Below are 20,602 nucleotides of genomic sequence, written 5' to 3' on the forward strand. Positions count from 1 at the left end.
AATGTTCGCGGCCGTTAATCGGAAGCCAACTGCAGCCGGTTCGGCAGGCGCTTCTCGATCGACCATTTCAGCAGCGCCGCCGAACGGAACACGCCGTGCGCGAACTTGCCGTACGGAAGGGTCAGGAACAAGGCCATCACCACGCCCAGATGCAGGGCGAGCAGCAGCCCCATGGCGGCAGTGTCGCGCAGGCCGAGCAGCAGCAGACCGGTGCTGCTGGTCAGCAGCAGCAGCACGATGAAACCGATGTCCATCGGCTTCTGTGCGGCGTCGCCGTGCAAGGGATGCCGGCGCAGGTTGAGCCACAGCAACCCGGCCGGGCCGATCAGCAAGCCAATACCGCCGGCGACGCCGAGCAGGACCGGCACGCTGTTTAGCGCATACGGCGCATGCCAGCCGAACAGGTAGTGGTAGAGCGTAGCGACGGCGGTCGCGGCGAAGCAGAGCATGAAACCGTAGAAGGTGAAATGGTGGAAGCGGCGGCGCTGCAGCGAGAAGGTGTCATCTTCGTTGTTGCAGCCCTCGCCGTGGCCGCCATCCAGATATTTCAGCGCAAGGACATGGCCCGCCGCCTCGGCCGCCGCTCCGCTGCCGAGCGCACCGGGCGCAACGTCGCGCCAGAAGCGGCGTACGCCCAGGCCAAGGGCAAGGACGGCAAAGCCAAAGACCGTGCCGAACATCAACACCAGCGTGTTATGCGGAAAGACCGCGTAGAAATTTCCGGCCAGCGGCCGATGGAGAAGACCGCCGGCAGCCATCATCGCCAGCATCAGAAACAGCGCCAGCGCGCCTGCGAGCGCCAGCGCGACGGTCAGGCCGTTACGCTTGTAGAGACTGCCGAGCGCCGCCGGCCACGCGTAGCTGGAGTAGGTCTCGCCACGCACCCTGGCCATCGCCTGCGGCACATTCACCGCAAATTCGTGCGGCGGCGCGTACTGGCAGGCATGCAGACAAGCGCCGCAGTTGTGGCAGAGGTTCGCCAGGTAGTGAACGTCAGCCTTGTCGAATTCCAGGCGACGCGTCATCGCCGGGAAGACGGCGCAGAAGCCCTCGCAATAGCGGCAGGCGTTGCAAATCTTCATGATGCGGCCGACCTCGACCTCTTTGTCCGTCAGCGGAATCGCGCCGGCGGCGAGGTCCCGCGCCTCGGCGACGAGTCGTTCAAGCTGCTGCATGATCGGCTCCCTGCTTACAGGCCGCTGCGGCAGCCCGCGCCCCGGCGATACGGCCAAAAACCGTACCGATGGTCATGCCGACCCCGGCGGTATAGCCTTGGCCGAGGATGTTCCCTGCCATCATCTCGCCGGCAACGAAGAGGTTCGGGCTGGGCCGGCCGGCGAAGTGGGCGGCAGCGGCCTCGTCGACCTTGAGCCCGAGGTAGGTGAAGGTGATCCCGGGCTTCAGCGGATAGCCGTAGTAGGGCGGCGTATCCAGCGGCAACGCCCAGTGCGTCTTGGCCGGCGCCAGGCCCTCGGTGTGGCAGTCGTCGAGCACGGTGTGGTCGAAGCTGCCGACCCGGCAGGCGGCGTTGTATTCCCGTACGGTACGCACGAAGGATTGCGGTTCCAAAGCGAGCTGGCCGGCCAATTCCTCCAGCGTAGCGGCCTGCGCTCCCGGAAAGACGGGAGGCATGAAGCGGCCGACGGCCTTGGCGTCGATGATCGAGTAGCCCACCTGCCCCGGCTGCTGGGCAACGAGGCGGCCCCAGATGGCGTAGCGCTTGGGCCAGAAGTCCTCGCCCTCGTCGTAGAAGCGCTGGCCGAACTTGTTGACCACGATGCCGAGCGAGACACAGTCGATCCGCGTGCAAATTCCTCCATCGTAGAGCGGTGCCCGCGCATCGACAGCTACGCAGTGGGATTGCGAGGGGTCACCGATGAAGTCGGCGCCGGCATTCATCATGGCCTTGAGCAGCACGCCCTGATTGAAGCGGGTGCCGCGAATCGCGAAGTTGTCTGCCGGCCACTCGCCATCGGCATTCTGCCCCCAGGCCTCGCGCAGCCATTCGCGGTTGGACTCGAAGCCGCCGGCGGCCAGCACGCAGGCGCGGGCGGTGATTCGCTCGTCGCCGACCCAGGCCGCACGGAAACGGCCATCACTGATCTCCAGCCGGTCCACCGGCGCCGCGTAGCGGATCTGCACGCCCAAGCACTCGGCGCTCCGGTAGTAGGCATTGACCAGGGCCTTGCCGCCGCCCATGAAGAAGGCGTTGGTCCGCGACAACTGCAGCGTGCCCGACAGCGAAGGCTGGAAATGAACGCCGTGCCTGCGCATCCAGCCCCGACACCGGGACGATTCGCGGATGGCCAGGCGGGCCAGCTGTTCGTCGGTGTTGCCGCCGGTCACCTTGAGCAAATCCTGCCAGAACTCCTCTTCCGGATAGGCCCCGGTCAGCACGTCCTGAGGGGCGTCGTGCATGCAGCGCAGGTTGCGGGTGTGCCCGGAATTTCCGCCGCGGCAGTCGCGCGGCGCGGCCTCCAGCAGCAGCACCGAAGCGCCGGCCTCGCGGGCCATCAGCGCCGCGCACAGCGCCGCGTTGCCGCCGCCAATGACCAGAACATCGACGGTTGGGGGATTCTGATCGCTCATCATTTGCTCCGCTTGCGCCTTTGTAAATTTCGACGCTGTCACTATGGCGCATCGGCAAGGCCATGCCCTAAGCCGCCCCGATATGCCCCTATCTCGATTCGAGATACCCCTTGGTGACACCCTGCCAGCGCCCGTCCTCGACCAGTTGCCCAACCACTTGGCGGAGAACGCCCCGGGTAGCCCGCGCCGCGGGCGACAACTCGTCGTCGGACAGGCTGCACAGCAGGTTGCGCCTCGCGGTCCCGGCGTCGGCGATTTCCGACCAGCGCAGCCGGCCGCCGGCTGCCGGCAGGCGCGCCAGGGCCGACCAGGGTTGCAGGCTGGCGGCCATGCCGGCCGCGACCATGTCCATCAGCACGGTCAGCGAATCGACTTCGGCGACGATATTGGGCTGGCGGTTCAAGGCGGCAAAAGCTGTATCGATGACCCGGCGCAAGCCGTGGCGATGGGTCGGCAAGACCAGCGGCCGGTCGCCGATCGCGACCAGCGTCGTCGGCAGTTCGTCCTGCCCGGCTTCGGCACCGCAGACGAAGAACAGCTGCTCGTCGAGCAGATGCTGAACGCTCCAGCGCCGCGCCTGCTCGGCGCCGAACAGGATGGCGAGATCGAGTTCACGGGCATTGAGCATCTGCCCGAGATGCCCGGACATGCCTTCGACCAGATGGATGCGGATATCGGGATACTGCTTTTGCATCGCCTGCAGCAGCGGCACGCCGAGCACGCCGGCGGTCGTCGCCGCCAGCCCCAGGCTGACGACGCCGGACAGCCGCGACTGCCGGGCCGCCAGCATCGCCTCGTCGGCGTGGCGCAGGGCCAATTGCGCATGCGCCAAAAAGGCGAGGCCGGCATCGGTCGGCACCACCCCGCTTGGTGTACGTTGCAGCAGGCGGGTGGCCAGCTCCCCTTCCAGACGCTGGATCTGCAGGCTGACGGCGGACTGCGCGACGCCCAGATCGAGCGCCGCCTGGCTGATGCTGCCCAGTTCGATGGTCCGGACCAGGTAACGCAGTTGCCGCAGTTCCATGCTATCTCCTCATCGGGATTCGGCGGCCCGCTTGAGCACCTGGTCCACCATCACCCCGGCCTGGCCGAGGTAGTTGGCCGGATCGCACAGCTTGGCCAACGCCGCCCGGTCGAGGTGGGGCTTGATTTCCGGATGTTCGGCCAGCAGGTCGAGCAGCGGACGGTCGCTCTTGATCGCGGCCCGGCACAGGTCATAGACCAGGTCGTGGGCATATTCGCGGCCGATATAGGGCCCCAGGCCCATCATCACCGCTTCCGACATCACCAGGCCGTTGGTCAATTCGATGTTGGCGATCATCGCCGCCGGATCGACTTCCAGGCCTTCGAGCACAAAGCGCGTCTGCTTCAGGGCGCCGGCGATCAGGCAGAAGGCTTCCGGCAGGGCGATCCATTCGATTTCCCATGGCCCGGTCGAGCGCTCGTGGTCGGCGATCATCGCGTCCATCAGCGCCGCGGCGTGCTGACGCACAACCGAGACGGCGGCGTGGATGTAGCAACTGGAGATCGGGTTGCGCTTCTGCGGCATCGTGCTGCTGGAACCGCGACCCGGCGCAAAGGGTTCGAAAACCTCGGCGACTTCGTGCTGCATCATCAGCTTGACGTCCATCGCGATCTTGCCGAGCGAGCCGCCGACGAGGCCGAGGAAGGCCCCCACTTCGGCGATGGTGTCGCGCACGGTATGCCAGGCGATGTCCGGCTGGGCCAGGCCCAGCTCCTCCATCAGGCCGGACTGGGTTTCCATCGCCCCCTTCTCGATCGAAGCCAGCGTGCCGCAGGCACCGCCGAATTCGCCCATCAGCACGCGCGGGCGCAGTTGCCGCAGGCGTTCGCGGTGGCGCTCCATGCCGGCGAGGATGGCCGCCGTCTTGAAGCCGAAGGTCACCGGAATCGCCTGCTGCAGGTTGCTGCGGCCGATCACCGGTGTATCGCGGTAGCGGCGCGACAGCTCGGCCAGCGCGGCACAGATCGCGTTCAGCTCGGTTTCGACCAGATCGAGCGCCTCCCGGATCTGCAGCACCGTCGCGGTATCGGTGATGTCCTGCGTCGTCGCACCCCAGTGGCAATATTCGCCGAGGCGGTCGCGGCACAGCGCGTTGAGCTGCGAGACGACGCCGAGCACCGGATAGCCGATGCGTTCGGTCTGCGCGCGCAGCTTGTCCATGTCGATCTTGTCGATGTCGCAGTTCCTGACGATCTCGGCGGCCGCCTCCTGCGGGATGATGCCCAGCCGCCCCTGGACGACGGCCAGCGCCCGCTCGATATCGAGATATTTTTCCGTGCGGTTACGGTCGGACCAGACCCGGCGCATCGCGTCGGTGCTGAAGATGTTGCCGAAGATACTGGAGTCGATGATGCTCGCGCCCATGGTTGGGTCTCCTGATTCAGTGTTGGGGGTTCTGTCTGCGATATGTCGTTTCAATTGCGGTGCGATGCCTGGCTGCGCGCGAGGATGGACTCGGCCTTGAGCAGCACCGGCCGGTCGACCATCTTGCCGTCGACCTGCACCGCGCCGGCCGAATTGCCGGCGGCGGCGAGCACCTTCCGCGCCCACAGCACCTCGCTTTCGGTCGGCATGGCGAGGCGCTCGACGACCTCCACCTGCTTCGGATGGATGCACATCTTGGCGGCGAACCCGAAGCTTCGGGCAAAGGCGAAGTCGGCCTCGGTACGCGCCAGATCATCGATGCTCGGCGTGACGCCGGCGATCGGCGCCGCCAACTCCGCCGAGCGCGAGGCGATGGCGATCCGGCTGTAGGGATAAATGAGCCCACGCTCGTCGCCCGACAGGTTCAGGTCGACGGCGTAATCGAGGGTGCCGAAGGCGATCCGCTGCACACCGTCGGACAAGGCGATCTGCTCTACATTGCCGATGCCGCGGGCCGTCTCGACCAGCGGCAGGACGACTCCGTTGCCGCCGATCGCGGCCAGCGTCGCCGCCACCTGCCCGGCGAATTCCGCCTTCGGCAGCATCACCTGCGTAATGCCTGCATCGCGGACCAGGGCCAAGTCGTCGGCGTACCACGGCGACAGTGCGTCGTTGACGCGCACGACCAGGCGTTCCCGCGCAACGGCAGCGCCCGCCACCCAGGCCGCGATGGCACTGCGTGCCGCATCCTTGTCAGCCGGGGCCACCGCGTCTTCGAGGTCGAGGATGATGGCGCCCGCCCCGGCAGCGAGTGCCTTGTCAAAGCGCTCCGGGCGATTGCCGGGAACGAACAGGTAGCTGACGGGCAGCATCAGATCGCGCCCGCCGCGCGCAGCTCGGCGATGCTCGCCGGCGAGTAGCCGAGCCCGGCGAGGATGACATCGGTGTGCTGACCGAGGGCCGGCACGGCGTCCATGCGCGGCTCGCACTCTTCCCAGGAGCCGGGCGGCAGCAGCGCCGGCACTTTGCCGACAGCCGTATCCACCTCGCGCCAGCGCTTGCGCCCCTGCAGCTGCGGATGCGCCCAGACGTCGTGCATGGTGTTGAGGTGGGCATTGGCGATCTGCGCCGCATCCAGCCGCGCGATCACCTGCTCCGCGGTGAGCGGCGCGAAGGTGTCGACGATGACCTGGCGAAGCTCGTCGCGCGCAGCGCTGCGCCTGGAGTTCGACGAGAAGCGCTCCTCCTTCGCCAGCTCGGGGCGCAGCAGCACCTTTTCGCAGAAGGCCGTCCATTCACGCTCATTCTGCAGGCCGAGCATGACGTTCTTGCCGTCACCGGCCGGGAAGGGCCCGTAAGGATAGATCGTGGCGTGGCTGGCGCCGGTGCGGCGCGGCGGCGAAGCGCCGTCGATCGCGTAATAGAGCGGGTAGTTCATCCACTCGACCAGGCTCTCCAGCATCGAGATATCGAGATGCTGGCCACGCCCGGTGATCTGCCGCTGCAGCAGCGCGGCCAGGATGTTGCTGTAGGCATACATCCCGGCCGAGATATCGGCGATGGACGGGCCGGCCTTCGACGGCTCGTCCTCTGTGCCGGTCACCGAGACGAAGCCGGATTCGCTCTGGATCAGCAGGTCATAGGCCTTCTTGTCGCGATAGGGACCGTCGCTGCCATAGCCGGAGATGTCGCAGACGATGATCTCCGGCTTGATCTTCGACAGCTCCTCGTACGACAGGCCGAGTCGCGCGGCGGCCCCCGGCGCCAGGTTCTGCACCAGGATGTCGGCCTCCTCGGCAACCAGGCGCTTGAGGATCTGCTGCGCCTCGGGATGTTTCACGTCCAGCGTCAGGCTTTCCTTGGAACGGTTGGTCCACACGAAGTGCGAGGCCAGGCCATGCACGCGCTCGTCGTAGCCGCGGGCGAAGTCACCGACGCCGGGACGCTCGACCTTGATCACGCGCGCCCCCAGGTCGGCCAACTGGCGCGTCGCGAACGGGCCGGCGATGGCGTGTTCCAGGGTGATGACGGTAATGCCTTGCAGCGGTCTCATTCCTCGCTCCTCATTTCAGGACGGCGGTGGCGTCCATGGTCAGCCAGCCCTCGTGGTCTTCACCCCAGAGATGGATGGTCTTGCCGTCGGCTCCGGGTGTGCCGTTGACGAAGAAATGGTTGATGTCGAAGGTCGGCCGCAGCGCGCGGAACTCGAACTTCGCCACCTCGGCCTCCGGCATCCGGTGGCGGAGGAGGTCGAGCAGCAGCGTGGCGATCAGCGGCCCGTGCACGATCAGGCCGGGGTAGCCCTCGACCTCGGTGACGTAGCGGCGGTCGTAGTGGATGCGATGGCCGTTGAAGGTCAGCGCCGAGTAGCGGAACAGCAGCACATCGTCAGGCACCCACTTCGTGCGCCACACGGGGTCCGGATAGGCTGCCTTCGGCGGCGGCGGCACATCGTCGGGACGGGCCGCCTCGCGATAGACGATGTCGTGGAATTCGGTCAGCGCGACCTCGTTCTCGCCGCTCCGGCGCAGCTCGTGGCGAACCTTGACGAAGACCAGCGGGCCGCTGCGGCCGCTCTTCTCCGTCACGTCCTGGATGGTTGAGGTGCGGGTCACGGTGTCGCCGATCCGGAGCGGCTGGTGGAACTCGAACTGGCTGCCCGCCCACATGCGGCGCGGCAGCGGCACCGGCGGCAGGAAGCCGCCGCGTTTGGCGTGCCCGTCGGCACCGATTTCCGACTGCCGGTGCAGCGGCAGGAAATACAGCCAGTGCCACAGCGGCGGCAGCGGCGTGCCGTCAGCCGGCCGCAGCGCCGGGCGATCGAGGGTCGCCGACAGGGCGGCGTACGGTGTGGCCGTGAACCGATCGGTGACTTCTTCCGAGCGGCCAATCCAGTCGTTGAGGTTCATGGGGTTGCTACTCCTTGCAGCTGACGGTCGTTGCGATGTTCGGTGAATGCGGGGGCAGCTCCCGGGAGGCGGGAGCTGCCCGCGGATCAGATCATTCCCAGGGTTCTCGGCAGCCAGGTGGACATGGCTGGCCAGTAGGTGACGAGGACGAGGAAGCCGAGCATCGACAGCAGCCACGGCCAGACGGCGATCGTCAGCTCGGTGATGCCCATCTTGGTGATGCCGGAGGCGACGTAGAGGTTGAGGCCGACCGGCGGGTGGCACATGCCGACTTCCATGTTCACCACCATGATGATGCCGAAATGGATCGGGTCGATGCCCAGCTTGACCGCCACCGGGAACAGGATCGGCGCGAAGATCAGCACGATCGACGACGGCTCCATGAAGTTGCCGGCGAGCAGCAGGATGATGTTCACCGCCAGCAGGAAGGTGATCACCCCCAGGCCGTGGCCCAGCATCCAGTCGGCCAGTGCCTGCGGAATGCTCTCGTTGGTCATGATGAACGAGAAGAGCACGGCGTTGGTGATGATGTAGAGCAGCATCGCCGACATGTTGGCCGAGTTCAGCAGCACCTTCGGCACGTCCTTCAGGCCCATGTCCTTGTAGATGAACACGGCGACGACGAAGGCATAGACGGCGCTCATCGCGGCGGCCTCGGTCGGCGTGAAGATGCCGGTGTAGATGCCGCCCATCACCACGACGATCAGGAACAGGCCCCAGGCCGACTTGCGGAAGGCGTCCAGACGCTCCTTCCACGACGCCTTCGGCTGGCGCGGGTAGTTGAACTTCCTGGCGCGATACCAGGTGACGCCGCCCAGCGTCGCCGCCAGCAGCAGGCCGGGGATGACGCCGGCCATGAACAGCGCACCGACCGAGGTGTTGGTCGCCACCGAGTACATGACCATGCAGATGGAAGGCGGAATCAGGATACCCAGCGCGCCCGAGGTCGAGATGACGCCGGCGCCGAAGCGATTCGGGAAGCCGGCCTTGACCATCGCCGGCAGCAGGATCGAGCCGATCGCGACGACGGTCGCCGGCGACGAGCCGGAGACCGCGGCGAACAGCGCGCAGGCCAGCACGCCGGCGAGGCCGAGGCCGCCGTACCAGTGCCCCACCATCGAGGTGGCGAAATTGATCATCCGCTTCGCCACGCCGCCGTGGGTCAGGAAGTTGCCGGCGAGGATGAAGAACGGGATGGCCATGATCTCGAACTTCTCGATGCCGGTGAACAGCTTCAGCGCGACCGATTCGAGCGGCACCTGCGTCATCGTGAACAGGAAGGTGAGCACGGTCAGGCCGAGCGAAATCGAGATCGGCATGCCGGTCAGCATGAGCACGGCGAGCAATCCGAAGATAATCAGGGCGTTCATTGCTGGCCTCCTTGTTGGCGCTTGCCGGAATCGCTGCTGCCGATCATTTTGTTCTTCAGGTCGTGCGGATGAAGGTTGTCGTCGAGGTCGAACTCGTTCACCTCGACGACGCCAGTCTCCTCATCAATGCCGTCGACATGGCCGTGGTCGTGGTGCGGCAATTCGCCGGTGCGGACGAAGCTGAAGCAGACCTGCAGGAAGCGGAAACTCATCAGCGACGAGCCCAGCGGAATTGCGCTGTAGACGATCCAGGTCGGCCATTCGAGGTCAGGGGTCGTCGGGCCTTCGAGGACGTCGGACAGGTCGAGTCCGAACAGCTTGTAGAGCGCGTAATGGGCACCGTTCTCCCACACGAAGTGAGCGCCCATATAGGCGACGATGCCTGTAAACATCGCGCCGGCAAGCAGACCGAAGACGATGAACTTGCCGCGCATCTTGTCGTCGAGGCGATTGATCAGCACGTCGACGCCGACGTGGATGCCGGTGCGCACGCCGTAGGCGGCGCCGAACTTGGCCATCCAGACGAAGAGGATGATGGTGAGCTCCTGCGCCCAGCTCAGGTTGACCGACAGCAGCCAGTCCTGCAGAACCGGAATGGCGTAGCCGGACAGGTAGCGATGGACCACCGCGATGAAGGTAATGAGCGTCGCCACGCCGATCAGCAACGTAACGAGCCACTCTTCCAATCTATCGAGAAATTTCATGGTTTCCCCAGTGAGAAAATCGGGCCGGCGCCGCACGATCGCCTTGCCGGCCGACGATGCCGCGTTACTTGGCCTGGCCCGTTTCCTTGCGGATCGCGTCGACCAGCTCCTTGCCGATGCGGGGGGCAAGCTCATCCTGGACGGGCTGCAGGGCTTTTACCCAGCGCGCTTTCTCTTCCGGACTCGGCACATGGATCGTGCTCTTGCCGGAGGCTTTGATCGCCGCGATGGCCTTGGCTTCATCCTCCTCGGCAATCTTGTCGTTGTAGTCGGTTGACTCCTTGATCGCCGCGGCCACCTCGGTCCTGAGGTCGGCCGGAAGCTTTTCCCAGAACGCCTTGTTGACCACGACGACGTAGCCGCTGTAGGTGTGGCGGGTCAGCGTAATGTGCTTCTGCACCTCGTACTGTTTCTGGGTATAGAGGTTGGAGAGGTTGCCGTCGGCGCCATCGACGACGCCGGTCTGCAGTGCCTGGTACACCTCGGAGAAGGCCATGGTTTGCGGCAACCCGCCGATTGCTTTGACGATGGCCTGGTTCACCTTCGAGGAATTGATCCGGATCTTCTGGCCCCGGGCCTCATCCGGCGTGCGGATCGGTTTGTTCGAACTCAGCACCCGGAAACCGGCGTCCCAATAGGTAAGGCCGACCATGCCGCGGGCCTCCAGCTTCTTCAGCAGTGAGGCGCCGATCGGACCACGCGTCACGCGATGCAGGGCTTCCTCATCCGGGAAGATATAGGGAAGGTCGAATACTTCGAACTCCTTGGCGCCGGCCGGCCCGAACTTGCCGGCCACCGGCGCGAGCATCTGCACGCTGCCCATCTGCAGGGCTTCCAGCTCTTCCTTGTCCTTGTACAGAGTGGAGTTGGCGAACACTTCCACCTTGACGCGGCCCTTGGTCCGTTTTTCCACTTCCTTCTTGAAATGCTCGGCGGCCATGCCTTTCGGCGTGTCGGCGGCAGCCACGTGCGAGAACTTGATCAGGATGGGCTCCTGGGCATACGCGATGCCCGAGAAAGCCAGCCCGAGCACGTTGCCCAGCTTGATGATCGATTTCATGTGTTGTCTCCTCTATTGATGAATTTCGTACCTGAAAACGTACGGCGGATGTGCTTGCTAAAAAATCGAGTGGGGTAGCGGCCCTCGTTACTTCGGGTTGTTTTTCAGGCAGTGGTCCGCCACGAACACGTCGCCGGCCAGCAGGGGACGCGCGGAGGTCAGCAGCGCCGCGCCAACCAGCTTGGGAATCCCGGTCCACGGATCGGCGCTGGCTACGACATTGCAGCTCATCCTGCCGCTCGGATGCTCGATCAGGATTCGGTGCGGCTCGTTCTGGTCGAGCACGGCCAGTTCCTCGGCCACCGTGTCCGGCGTGTGGCACGCCGCAGCGAGCGCCATCGCCCCGGTGGCGGCAAAGACCGGATGGCAGTTCGAGGACACGAAATAGCGCGAAGCGATGGCGCCCCCCTCCCGCGGCGGGGCGATGATGGCGATCTTCGGAATGCCGAGGTCGGGGGCGTCGGAGAGCCCCATCATCTGCGCCGCCGCCGCGCGGACCTGCTCCAGGCGCTGCAGGAAGGCGGAATCGCCGTCGAGTTCCCGCTTGCTTTCGTAGCCGGTCTTCCCCAACGACGAGGCCTTGATGAACACGATCGGAATGGAGAAGTCGATGCAGGTGACCGGCATGCCGAATATCCGGTCCTGAGCAGAGCCGGTGGGCAGCAGACGCCCCGTCCGCGTGCCGGTCGGGTCGAAAAACTGCAGCGCGATCGGGGACGATTTTCCGGGCACGCCGTCGAGCGCGAAGTCGCCTTCGTAGGCGACCTTGCCGCCCGGCGTATGCACCGTGGCCTCGACCACCTTCTGGCTGTTGGTATTGAGGATGCGGACCTTGGTCACCGGGCTGGCGGCCTTCACCAGTCCGGATTCGATCGCGAACGGCGCCACCCCCGCCAACATGTTGCCGCTGTTGGGCAGGACATCGACGAGATCGCGCGCCACGGAGACCTGCGCGAACAGGTACTCGACGTCCGCATCCGGCTGCGAGGAAGGAGCGACGATCACCACCTTGCTGCAGTGGTCGTTGCCGCCGCCCATCCCGTCGATCTGCCGCGCATCGGGCGAGCCCATCGCCGCCAGCAGCATCCGGTCGCGCGCCGCCGGGTCGGCGGGCAGATCCTTCGCGAAGAAGAACAGGCCCTTCGACGAACCGCCTCGCATCAGAACGCAGGGAATGCGCAATTGTGTCTCCTCGATGAGTACCGCTTTGTTGGATTGAATAGTAGGGAAAGCATTGCCCAAATTGAAATGCAATAAATTTCTACTTTATTGCGATTCGTGCATATATTTGCGCAGTAGAATCGGCACCGAAGCAACCTCGCCAGACAGCGAAAACGGCTTCTGCCGATGGATGGCCGAGCAATGGAGACAAAACATGAAAATCGATTTCGACGGCGTCCAGGCATTCGTGGTGATCGCCGAGCTGGGCGGCTTCAACAAGGCGGCCGAGCATCTGCATGTAACGCAGACGGCGCTGACCCGCAGGGTCCAGAAACTGGAGTCCTACCTTGGCTTGAAGCTGCTCGACCGCACCACCCGTTACGTGGCGCTGACTGCCGTGGGGCGCGAGTTCCTGCCACAGGCGCGCGCCATCGTCAGTGAGATGACGACGGCAGTCGACCGTCTCAAGGACATGTCCAAGAATGCCCGCGGCAATTTCACGCTGGCCTGCGTGCCAACGATGGCCGCCCACATCCTGCCGAAGCTGATCCACGAGTACGCGACGGTCTGCCCCCGCAACCGCATCCGCCTGCTCGACGCGACCTCGTACGAAGTGCGCGATGCGGTGCTGAGCGGCCAGGCTGAGTTGGGCATCGGCATCCACGGCGAACGGCACCCGGATCTACTCGAAACGCCGCTCTTCGATGACCCGCTGATGTTCTTCTGTCGGGAGTCCAATCCGTTGAGCGACCGAAAATCGGTGAGCTGGTCCGACATGAGCGGAGCCGACCTGATCGTCGTCAGCAACCTCACCGCCACGCGCGTATTCATGGACTACCAGCTCGCCAAACGCGGTATCAGCCTGAGCGGCGCCTACGAGGTCCAGCACCATGCCACGGCTATCAGCCTGGTCGCCGCCGGGGTCGGCTGCGCAATCCTGCCGGCATCGACGTTCCACGAAGGAGACCGGCCGGGGATTCGCCGAATTCCCCTGGTCAGCCCGATCGTCAAGCGCAAGGTCATCCTCGTCAGGCGCAAGAACTGCAGCTTGTCACCGGCAGCCGAGGCATTCCACGAACTGGTGCGCAAGACCCACTGCGCGAACGGCGTCTAGCGCTCTGCTGCGTAACTGGCGAGGCGCACGACGAAAGCGCTGGAACGTGAATTGCGAAGCAGCTGGTTACGCCGGACGCAATCCAGCAGATCAAAAGGAAGTTCAGCGTCGCGGCAAAATCAGCCCCCCGCCCGCGTCGCCAGGAATTCGCCGTTGCCGACCGGCACCGTGCAGCAGGTGAACTCCGGGTCGGCGGCGACCAGTGCGATGAACGGCGCCATCTCCGCCGCGTGCGACAGCGCGTTGTCGACCACCAGCAGCCCGCCGCGGCGCAGCAGGCGACGGAGATTGGGCCACCAGCCCGGATACTCGGCCCGCTCGGAGTCGAGAAAGACCAGATCGAAGCTCGCCGCGGGCATGCTGTCGAGCAGCTGCCCGGCGTCGCCCGGCACCTGCGTGATGTAGTCGGCGATGCCGGCGCGCGCGAAGTTCTGCGCCGCCAGCGTCAGCTTGTAGTCGGACATCTCGACGGTGCTCACGTGCCCGTCGAGCGCGCGCGCGGCCGCCGCGAGCCACAGCGTCGAATAGCCGTTCGAGGTGCCGATCTCCAGGATGCGCCGGGCGCCGGTCGCCCGCACCAGCACCGCCAGCAGCTCGCCGGTATCGCGGGTGATGTTGAGCATGCGGCGCGCCCGCTCGGCGTTCGCCGCGTCGTTGGCGGCGCCGAATTGTTCGAGTTCCGCGAGCAGATCCTGAAGCGTTTTGTTCACATGGTTCTCCTGGTCAAGAAAGTCTGGCCGGCGGCGACTCCGAACCCGCCGCCGGGGGCTGCAGCGGCAGCGTCAGCGTGAAGCAGCTGCCTTCGCCGACGGTGCTGCTGACGTCGATCCGGCCGCCGAGGACGGCCGTCACCTGGTTGTACGCGATGTTCAGGCCGAGACCGCTGTCGCCGACACCGAGCTTGGTGGTGAAGAAGGGGTCGAAGATGCGCGGCAGGATTTCCGGCGCGATCCCCCGGCCGTCGTCGGTGACCGACAGCACGAGCGCCGGACGCGCGGCCTCGGCATCGACCTGGGCGCGGATCCAGATCCAGCCCTGGTCGCGGCCTTCGAAGCCGTGCGTGATCGCGTTGCCGATCAGGCTGATCAGCACCTGCTCCAGCTCGCCGGGATAGCTTTCCAGTTCGAGCTCGTCCGGGATGTCCTGGATGATCGTGATGCGGCCGTTGCCGCGACCGGAGACGGCGACGGCGACGACCCCGGCGACCAGTTCGGCGAGCCGAAAGCGGCGGCGCTCCGACTCGCTCTGGTGCACCGCCAGCCGCTTGAAGCTGCTGACCAGCTGCGCCGTTCGCGTCAGGCTGTCGATCAGCAGGCGGCCGCCGTCGACGCAGCTGGCGACGAAGCGTTCGAGCGCCGAACGGCGCACCCCGTCGCGCATCTCCGCCTGGAACTCCTGGCTGCTTTCGTAGAGCGTGCTGGCCAGCATCAGGCCGTTGCCGATCGGCGTGTTCAGCTCGTGCGCGACGCCGGCCACCATCTGCCCCAGCGCGGCGAGCTTCTCGTGCCGGATCAGCTCCTCCTGGGTGTCGGTCAATCGGCGCATCGCCGCGGCGAGATCCGCATACGCCGCCTGCAGGGCCTCGCTGCGGTCGGCCAGCAGGCGCTCGGCGGTCTTCTGCGCGCTGACGTCGATGACCGTTTCGATGGCGCCGACGATACGGCCGTCGCCGTCGCGCAGCGGCGCCGCCATGAAGTGCAGCCAGCGGCCGGCGGCGCCCATCTGCGGGAAAAAGCCCTCGGCGGCGACCGCCCCGGCAATCAGCGGCGAATGGATGAAGCCGTCGCCGTAGTAGCGCGAGATTTCCGCCTCCGACGCGCCATCGACGATCAGGTCGGCCATCATCGGCCGTGCCTCGCCATAGAAACCACGCCAGGCATCGCGGCTGCCGATCGCGTCGGCGGCGGCGACGCCGGTGAGATGCTCGCAGGCGGCGTTCCAGTGGCTGATGCGATGCTGCCCGTCGATCACGAAGATCGCGATCGGGCTGCCGCCGAGAATCTGCGCCAGCTTGCGCTCGCTCTCCAGGAGCAGGCGCTCGACGCGGCGCTGCTCGCTGACGTCCTCGGCGATCCAGATGGTCCCCGCCGCCGGCGCCGCCGGATCGACCGCCTTGGCCTTGACGCGGGCGAGGAAGGTGCTGCCGTCGCGGCGCCGCATCGGCCGCTCGTCCTCGTAGACGCCGCCGGCGGCGAGCGCCGGCCGCGCGCGGCGGCCGATTTCGTCGTAGTCCGCGTCGCTCGGCCAGAACGCCCGCCCGGGCAGGCCCAGCATCGCCGCCGGTGACGGCCAGTCGAACAGCTCGGCCGATTTCGGGTTGCAGTGCTGCACCCGGCGCTCGCTGGTGAACAGGATGCCGACCGAGGCGTTCTCGAGGATCGCGCGCTGGCGCTGCTCGCTGCCGCGCAGGGCGACGGTCATCCGCTCGGCGAGGCGCGTCGCGCGCCGCTGCATGACCAGCAGCGAATAGCTGAGCAGCGCCGCCAGCGCGCTGGCGAGCAGGCCGGCGGCGAGCGTCGCCGGCGGCGGGATCTGCCCCAGCCGTTCCCAGAACGCCGGCTGTGCGGCAACGACGAAGTGCCACGCGCGGCCGCCGAACTGCTGGTCGAATTCGCGCCGCAGCGGCGCCGCGGCTTGCGCCTCGCCGGCGGCGCGCGGCGCGCTGTCGAAGAGCAGGGACTCGCTGTCGTCGCTGTCGCGGTCGACCAGCTTCAGGTGCAGCGTCTCGTCGGCGATGCCGCGCATCAGGCGCTCGCCGGAGAGGTGGATGAACAGCCAGCCGACCGTCTCCTCGTGGCGCGCCATGCTGCTGCCGGGCGCGACGCCGTGGCGATAGACCGGCAGCAGGAAGAAGAAGCCCGGCGTCGCGCTCGCCGGCGTGTAGATCGGCGGCGACAGCACCGCCTCGTTGCGCCAGGTGGCGCGCATGCCCGCCTCGCGCACCAGCGCCAGCGAGGCGAGGTCGGTGCCGGGTTCCATCTCGCCCGAGGCCTCGGCGACGATGAAGCGGTCGCCGTTGTTCACATTGACCGTGCGCAGCGGCGTCGCGCGGCCGCGCTTGCGGCCGAGGCGGTCGAGGAAGGCCGCGGTCTGCGCCTGGCCGACGCGCTCGGCGTAGCCGACCGCCAGCGCCCCCGGGTGCTGCCGCATCAGATCGACGACGCGCTCGTAGGCACGGAAGCGTTCGGCGCGCACGCCCTCGCCCGCCAGCGCGCCGCGCAGCCCCTGCAGCGTATGGCTGAAGCTGTTGATGCGCAGGCGCAGATCCTCGGCCAGCGCACCGCCGGCCAGCGCCAGCTGCTGCCCGGCGATGGCCTCGTTCTGCCGGGCGTGCCAGGCAGCGAGCGCCAGCGACAGCAGCAGCCCGATGGCGAACACGCCGCCGGCGACCAGCGGCGGCACCCAGCGCTGCCGGATCACGGCAGCGCCCGCCGGCCGGGGAGGGAAACGGCCATTTCAGCAGCCCTGTCCGGCACCGCCGTTGCCGCACGCCCCGCCGCGATCGATTCGCCCCGCATGTCAGCGACCTTCCGGGCCGTCTCCACAACCGCCCGCCGCCGCGCCGAGGGCGGCGCCGACCGCGGCGTCCGCTTCCAGTTCGAGACGCCGGGACCAGTACTTGAGTTCGGCGATGCGCTCGCCGAGCAGGGCGTTCAGCTCGCCGAGCACGCGGCCGGGCGTCACCTGCACCGCGCGCAGGCTGTCGATCTCCGCCTGCAGCGCCGTCAGGTCGGCCCGCGGCCCGGCGTCCGCGCCCATCGTCTCGATCGCGGCACCGAGCAGCCGGGCGCGACGGCGGAGGAAGTCGCCGTAGTCGTCGTCACTCATCGCCCGACGGCACGCGTACGCGTGGCGGGCTTCACTTCCACTTGCATGCTGGCTCCGGTTACGTTTTGGTGTTGTCGTTATGAACTGGTGAATTTACCTCGGGCGGCACCGCTCGGCCATGTCGGATATCCACAATGCCGCGGCAGAATTCGATGCGCCCCGTGCGCTGCATGCGCTGGCGTCAGCTGGCGCACCGGATCGGCGGCACTGTGGATGTCCGCAATACATCTCCTCGCCCCCCACTTGCTAGATTACGCATTGCACGACGGATTCACCGCTTCATAACAAAAGGAAAGAACGATGCTCGCAGCGTCCGAACTTCAAGGTATCGCCTCGCAGATCCGGGCCGCGCAGGCCGAAGCGCGGCAGATCGCGCCGATCACGTCGCGTCTTCCGACCTTCGACCTGCCCTCGGCCTACGCCGTGGCCCAACTCATCCACGACGATCGCGTTGCGCGGGGAGCGATTGCCGTGGGCAGGAAAATCGGCTTCACGAACGCCGACATGTGGGAGGCCTACGGCGTGCGCGAGCCGATCTGGGCGCACATTTACGACCGCACGCTGGCACGCCTGCCGGCGACCGGCGGCACGTGCAGCCTCGGCGGGTTCGTCGAACCGATGATCGAACCCGAGATCGCCTTCCACTTCCACGCGGCACCGCCCGTCGGGGCCGACCTCCGCCGCCTGCTCGCATGCATCGACTGGGTCGCGCTTTCCTTCGAGATCGTCCACTGCCATTTCCCCGGCTGGAAATTCCAGGCGGCCGATGCCGTCGCCGATGGTTCGCTGCACGGCGCCCTTTTGCTCGGCGAACCGGTCGCCATCGGGCAACTTGCGCCCGATCCGATCGCCGCGCTCGAAGCGTTTTCCGTCGAGCTCTGCCGCGACGGCGAACGGGTGGCGGTCGGACGGGGCGGCAACGTGCTGGGCAATCCGCTGAGCGCGCTGGCGCACCTGATCGCGGTCCTGTCGAAGCAGCCGCAGGGCTTGCAGCTGCAGGCCAACGAGATCGTCACGACCGGCACGATCACACCGGCAAAATCCGTACAGCCCGGCGAGACGTGGCAGGCGAAACTGCGCGGCATCGGGCTGCCCGACCTCGCCGTCGCGTTTGTCGCCTGAACGACCCGCAACGGCGATCACCCTGCCCGTACGCACGCTGCCGGGCGACGATGCCGCCGCTCAGCGCACGATCGAGAAGCCGATGCGCAGCTGCGGATCGCGCTTCACGTTGTAGTCGAGCAGCGTCTCGCCGTAGCCGGAGAACAGCTGCACGTGGAAGAAGCCGCCGACGCGCGAGAAGAGCGGGTCGCGCAGCGGATGCGAGAGGTCGAGCTGGGCGCTGCCGTGGCCGCTGCTGCCGCGGCGCAGGCGCGCCGCCAGCACCCAGCCGGCCTCGTCGCCGTAGCGCAGCAGCCAGTCGGCGTAGCCGCGGTAGCGGCCGATGTCCGGGTTGTCGTCGCGCTCCACGTAGGCGTAGAACTTGGGCGCGAAGAGCAGCGTGCGGCCGTCGGCGAAGTCCTTGCGCCAGGCCGGCTGCAGGAAGAGCGTGTCGATGCTGCGCGAGCGCGCGCCGTCGCGGCCGTTCGACTCGTGCTCGTAGCCGCCGCGCAGGAAGGACGGCGCGATCCCGTTGCCGTCGCCGACCCGCCCCTGCCAGAACAGGCTGGGGCGGTAGCTGGTGTCGCGGAACGGCTTCGAATCGCCATGCAGGTCCCACAGCGAGGTCTGCGTGTAGCCGACGTGCAGGTGGCCGAGCGCCGGCGCCAGCCGCGCCGGCAGGCTGCGCGCGTCGAACAGACGGTACTTGAAGCTCAACTGGAAGCGCGCGTCGAGTCCGTCGCGGGCGCCGGCGACGATGTACATCGGCTCGTTCGCCGACAGCGCCGGCTCCTCCTCCGGCAGCGGGTCGAAGCGCGGCGGCGGCAGCGGCGCCGCCGTCGCGCCGGCGCTGTCGGCCGGCGCCGACATGCGCGCGATCGCGTCGGCGCTCGCCGGCGCGGCGACGATCAGCGCCAGCCGGTTCGACGGCAGCTCGGCGAGCTCGGCGCGCAGCACGCCGACCGCCAGCGCCGGCAGGCGCCCGCCGTAGCTGCGCCGCAGCGCCGCCGCCGGCGCCTCGGCGCCGTACAGCACGACCAGCTCCTCGCCGCCGTCGGCGCGCAGCAGGCGGACGCGCAGCGTCTCCGGCCACGGCGTCGCGGCGTCCGGGCGGACCGCTTCGAGTTCGAGCGCCTCGCCGCCGCGCACGGCCTCGCTCGGCGCCGCGATCAGCCAGGGCGGCGCCGCCGGCGCGGCCGCGGCAAGCGACAGGGAAAGGATGGCGAAGGCGGCGAGCGCGGTGCGCACGGCGCGGAGCGGGCGGTTCATCTCGGGAAACCTCCGGTAGCCGAGGCGCACGGCAGCCCCGCGCGCATCGGCGTCGATTGCAGGCCGGGGCCGCCGCGGACAACGCGGCACCCGGAACGGCGGGGCGCGGCCGGACACGTCCGCGCCCACCCGGCTACGATAACCGGGAATTCAATTCGTCGATCACCGACGCCCAGTCGGCGTCCTCGATGATCTCCTCCTTCAGGAAGGCGCGCTGCGCCGGCGACCAGAACGGCGCACGGTAGAGCGCGACGCCGTTGCCGAGCGGGCGATGGGCGGCGATGAAGCGCTCGATGTCGGCGTCGTCCGCCGGCAGCCCGAGCTGGGCGAACAGGTTGTTCATCGTGTGCAGGTGGGCGTCCATGGCAACTCCTCGTCGGAAGGACACGGCCGGTCGGCCATATCCGGTTCGATGGGCAGCGCCGGCAACAGTTCCGCGGCGCGTCAGCCCGGCCGGTCGATGTCGTGCAGCACGCCGGGGTCGTCCACGGCGATCAGCCGCAGCGCCGCCGGCTCGCCGACGATGATCGCCTTGCCCCCTTCGTCGCCGGACAGCGCCAGCAGGTCCGGCCGGTAAACGGCGGCGAAGCCGACCGGATGCCCGGGCCGGCCGTCGAACAGCGGCCGCGCGATGCGCGCGCCGCCGGCCAGCGCGGCGAGCACCGCCGCGTAGCTCGTGTCCTTGATGAACGGCATGTCAGCCAGCGCCACCAGCCAGCCGGACCCTTCCGCCGTCGCCGCGACGCCGGCGGCGAGGCTGTGGCCCATGCCCTCCTCGGCCTGTGCGGCGACCACGCAGCGCAAGCCTTCCGCCGTCAGCAGGGCGGCCAGTTCGGTGTCGTCGGCGCGGACGACGGCGACGCTGTCCGGGCAGGCGGCGAGCAGGCGCCGCGCCGACGCGAGCGCCATCGGCGTGCCGTCGTCGAGCGGGTGCCAGCGCTTGTCGGCGCCGAAGCGGCGGCTGGCGCCGGCGGCTAGGAGGAGGCCGGTGACGGGGGTCATTTAATGTTTGAGGCTGGCCCTTCGATACGCCTGTCCTGAGCACGCTCGAAGGGCCCACTGCGTGGGCTACTCAGGGCGAACGGAGAGGGGGAACGACCACCGTCCG

Annotated in this window: 19 protein-coding genes; 2 read left to right on the forward strand and 17 right to left on the reverse strand. The window is 67.5% G+C overall.

Going from position 1 to position 20,602, the window contains the following annotated elements:
* Window positions 1-14: 14 nt before the first annotated feature.
* The 11 genes from tcuB to IWH25_RS16410 form a co-directional block, all read right to left on the reverse strand.
* Window positions 15-1,175: a tricarballylate utilization 4Fe-4S protein TcuB gene (gene tcuB / locus IWH25_RS16360; RefSeq protein WP_203386825.1), complete on the reverse strand. Its 1,161-nt coding sequence runs from the start codon at window positions 1,173-1,175 to the stop codon at window positions 15-17.
* The gene (gene tcuA / locus IWH25_RS16365; RefSeq protein WP_203386826.1) at window positions 1,162-2,589 is read right to left on the reverse strand and encodes an FAD-dependent tricarballylate dehydrogenase TcuA; all 1,428 of its coding nucleotides are present in this window, start codon (window positions 2,587-2,589) and stop codon (window positions 1,162-1,164) included. Before tcuA ends, tcuB begins: the two co-directional genes overlap by 14 nt.
* A gap of 88 nt (window positions 2,590-2,677) precedes the next feature.
* Window positions 2,678-3,613, reverse strand: a complete 936-nt coding sequence (locus IWH25_RS16370) for a LysR family transcriptional regulator (RefSeq protein WP_203386827.1) — start codon at window positions 3,611-3,613, stop codon at window positions 2,678-2,680.
* 9 nt (window positions 3,614-3,622) lie between these two features.
* Window positions 3,623-4,978 carry a class-II fumarase/aspartase family protein gene (locus IWH25_RS16375; RefSeq protein ID WP_203386828.1) on the reverse strand — a complete coding sequence of 452 codons (1,356 nt, stop codon included), beginning with the start codon at window positions 4,976-4,978 and terminating at the stop codon, window positions 3,623-3,625.
* Between the two features lie 50 nt (window positions 4,979-5,028).
* The gene (locus IWH25_RS16380; protein WP_238998935.1) at window positions 5,029-5,850 is read right to left on the reverse strand and encodes an HpcH/HpaI aldolase/citrate lyase family protein; all 822 of its coding nucleotides are present in this window, start codon (window positions 5,848-5,850) and stop codon (window positions 5,029-5,031) included.
* Entirely contained in the window at window positions 5,850-7,031 is a 1,182-nt protein-coding gene (locus tag IWH25_RS16385; RefSeq protein WP_203386829.1) for a CaiB/BaiF CoA transferase family protein, read from the reverse strand. The genes IWH25_RS16380 and IWH25_RS16385 overlap by 1 nt, the downstream gene beginning before the upstream one ends.
* 10 nt (window positions 7,032-7,041) lie before the next feature.
* A complete protein-coding gene (locus IWH25_RS16390) occupies window positions 7,042-7,887 on the reverse strand; it encodes an HTD2 family dehydratase (protein WP_203386830.1) in 846 nt (281 codons plus the stop codon).
* Window positions 7,888-7,973: 86 nt separating this feature from the next.
* Window positions 7,974-9,257 (reverse strand): TRAP transporter large permease, encoded by a 1,284-nt coding sequence (locus tag IWH25_RS16395; protein ID WP_203386831.1) that lies wholly within the window; start codon window positions 9,255-9,257, stop codon window positions 7,974-7,976.
* Complete coding sequence (locus IWH25_RS16400; protein WP_203386832.1) at window positions 9,254-9,961, reverse strand: TRAP transporter small permease; 708 nt, start codon at window positions 9,959-9,961, stop codon at window positions 9,254-9,256. The genes IWH25_RS16395 and IWH25_RS16400 overlap by 4 nt, the downstream gene beginning before the upstream one ends.
* 64 nt (window positions 9,962-10,025) lie before the next feature.
* Window positions 10,026-11,021 (reverse strand): DctP family TRAP transporter solute-binding subunit, encoded by a 996-nt coding sequence (locus tag IWH25_RS16405; protein WP_203386833.1) that lies wholly within the window; start codon window positions 11,019-11,021, stop codon window positions 10,026-10,028.
* Window positions 11,022-11,108: 87 nt separating this feature from the next.
* Entirely contained in the window at window positions 11,109-12,203 is a 1,095-nt protein-coding gene (locus IWH25_RS16410; protein ID WP_238998936.1) for a 4-oxalomesaconate tautomerase, read from the reverse strand.
* Between the two features lie 193 nt (window positions 12,204-12,396).
* Here IWH25_RS16410 and IWH25_RS16415 point away from each other — a divergent pair, with 193 nt between their 5' ends.
* A complete protein-coding gene (locus IWH25_RS16415) occupies window positions 12,397-13,296 on the forward strand; it encodes a LysR family transcriptional regulator (RefSeq protein ID WP_203386834.1) in 900 nt (299 codons plus the stop codon).
* Window positions 13,297-13,415: 119 nt separating this feature from the next.
* On the opposite strand, the gene IWH25_RS16420 is transcribed toward IWH25_RS16415, so the two are convergent.
* The 3 genes from IWH25_RS16420 to IWH25_RS16430 all read right to left on the reverse strand — a co-directional run bounded on the left by IWH25_RS16420 (window position 13,416) and on the right by IWH25_RS16430 (window position 17,124).
* Window positions 13,416-14,006 carry an O-methyltransferase gene (locus IWH25_RS16420; protein WP_203386835.1) on the reverse strand — a complete coding sequence of 197 codons (591 nt, stop codon included), beginning with the start codon at window positions 14,004-14,006 and terminating at the stop codon, window positions 13,416-13,418.
* A 13-nt stretch (window positions 14,007-14,019) separates the two neighbouring features.
* Window positions 14,020-16,716 (reverse strand): ATP-binding protein, encoded by a 2,697-nt coding sequence (locus tag IWH25_RS16425; protein WP_203386836.1) that lies wholly within the window; start codon window positions 16,714-16,716, stop codon window positions 14,020-14,022.
* A 99-nt stretch (window positions 16,717-16,815) separates the two neighbouring features.
* On the reverse strand, window positions 16,816-17,124 hold the full coding sequence (locus tag IWH25_RS16430) for a hypothetical protein (protein WP_203386837.1): 309 nt from the start codon (window positions 17,122-17,124) through the stop codon (window positions 16,816-16,818).
* A 300-nt stretch (window positions 17,125-17,424) separates the two neighbouring features.
* Between IWH25_RS16430 and IWH25_RS16435 the strand changes: the two genes are divergently transcribed.
* Window positions 17,425-18,246 (forward strand): 2-keto-4-pentenoate hydratase, encoded by an 822-nt coding sequence (locus IWH25_RS16435; protein WP_203386838.1) that lies wholly within the window; start codon window positions 17,425-17,427, stop codon window positions 18,244-18,246.
* Window positions 18,247-18,306: 60 nt separating this feature from the next.
* On the opposite strand, the gene IWH25_RS16440 is transcribed toward IWH25_RS16435, so the two are convergent.
* The 3 genes from IWH25_RS16440 to IWH25_RS16450 all read right to left on the reverse strand — a co-directional run bounded on the left by IWH25_RS16440 (window position 18,307) and on the right by IWH25_RS16450 (window position 20,496).
* Window positions 18,307-19,494, reverse strand: coding sequence for a phospholipase A (locus IWH25_RS16440; RefSeq protein ID WP_203386839.1), 1,188 nt, complete (start codon window positions 19,492-19,494; stop codon window positions 18,307-18,309).
* 133 nt (window positions 19,495-19,627) lie between these two features.
* Window positions 19,628-19,858, reverse strand: coding sequence for a DUF2789 domain-containing protein (locus tag IWH25_RS16445; RefSeq protein ID WP_203386840.1), 231 nt, complete (start codon window positions 19,856-19,858; stop codon window positions 19,628-19,630).
* 80 nt (window positions 19,859-19,938) lie between these two features.
* Window positions 19,939-20,496, reverse strand: coding sequence for a nucleotidyltransferase family protein (locus IWH25_RS16450; RefSeq protein WP_203386841.1), 558 nt, complete (start codon window positions 20,494-20,496; stop codon window positions 19,939-19,941).
* Window positions 20,497-20,602 lie beyond the last annotated feature (106 nt).

Origin of the sequence: Azospira restricta, from assembly GCF_016858125.1 — a bacterium.
In the GTDB taxonomy this organism is placed as follows: Bacteria; Pseudomonadota; Gammaproteobacteria; order Burkholderiales; family Rhodocyclaceae; genus Proximibacter; species Proximibacter restrictus.

Excerpts from the sequence above, each read along its gene's own strand:
- IWH25_RS16385 (WP_203386829.1), bottom strand. The coding sequence starts at position 7,031 with ATGAGACCGCTGCAAGGCATTACCGTCATCACCCTGGAACACGCCATC.
- tcuB (WP_203386825.1), bottom strand. The coding sequence starts at position 1,175 with ATGCAGCAGCTTGAACGACTCGTCGCCGAGGCGCGGGACCTCGCCGCC.
- IWH25_RS16415 (WP_203386834.1), top strand. The coding sequence starts at position 12,397 with ATGAAAATCGATTTCGACGGCGTCCAGGCATTCGTGGTGATCGCCGAG.
- IWH25_RS16435 (WP_203386838.1), top strand. The coding sequence starts at position 17,425 with ATGCTCGCAGCGTCCGAACTTCAAGGTATCGCCTCGCAGATCCGGGCC.
- IWH25_RS16400 (WP_203386832.1), bottom strand. The coding sequence starts at position 9,961 with ATGAAATTTCTCGATAGATTGGAAGAGTGGCTCGTTACGTTGCTGATC.
- IWH25_RS16395 (WP_203386831.1), bottom strand. The coding sequence starts at position 9,257 with ATGAACGCCCTGATTATCTTCGGATTGCTCGCCGTGCTCATGCTGACC.
- IWH25_RS16380 (WP_238998935.1), bottom strand. The coding sequence starts at position 5,850 with ATGCTGCCCGTCAGCTACCTGTTCGTTCCCGGCAATCGCCCGGAGCGC.
- IWH25_RS16430 (WP_203386837.1), bottom strand. The coding sequence starts at position 17,124 with ATGAGTGACGACGACTACGGCGACTTCCTCCGCCGTCGCGCCCGGCTG.
- IWH25_RS16390 (WP_203386830.1), bottom strand. The coding sequence starts at position 7,887 with ATGAACCTCAACGACTGGATTGGCCGCTCGGAAGAAGTCACCGATCGG.
- IWH25_RS16440 (WP_203386839.1), bottom strand. The coding sequence starts at position 19,494 with ATGAACCGCCCGCTCCGCGCCGTGCGCACCGCGCTCGCCGCCTTCGCC.
- IWH25_RS16370 (WP_203386827.1), bottom strand. The coding sequence starts at position 3,613 with ATGGAACTGCGGCAACTGCGTTACCTGGTCCGGACCATCGAACTGGGC.
- tcuA (WP_203386826.1), bottom strand. The coding sequence starts at position 2,589 with ATGAGCGATCAGAATCCCCCAACCGTCGATGTTCTGGTCATTGGCGGC.
- IWH25_RS16375 (WP_203386828.1), bottom strand. The coding sequence starts at position 4,978 with ATGGGCGCGAGCATCATCGACTCCAGTATCTTCGGCAACATCTTCAGC.
- IWH25_RS16445 (WP_203386840.1), bottom strand. The coding sequence starts at position 19,858 with ATGGACGCCCACCTGCACACGATGAACAACCTGTTCGCCCAGCTCGGG.
- IWH25_RS16405 (WP_203386833.1), bottom strand. The coding sequence starts at position 11,021 with ATGAAATCGATCATCAAGCTGGGCAACGTGCTCGGGCTGGCTTTCTCG.
- IWH25_RS16450 (WP_203386841.1), bottom strand. The coding sequence starts at position 20,496 with ATGACCCCCGTCACCGGCCTCCTCCTAGCCGCCGGCGCCAGCCGCCGC.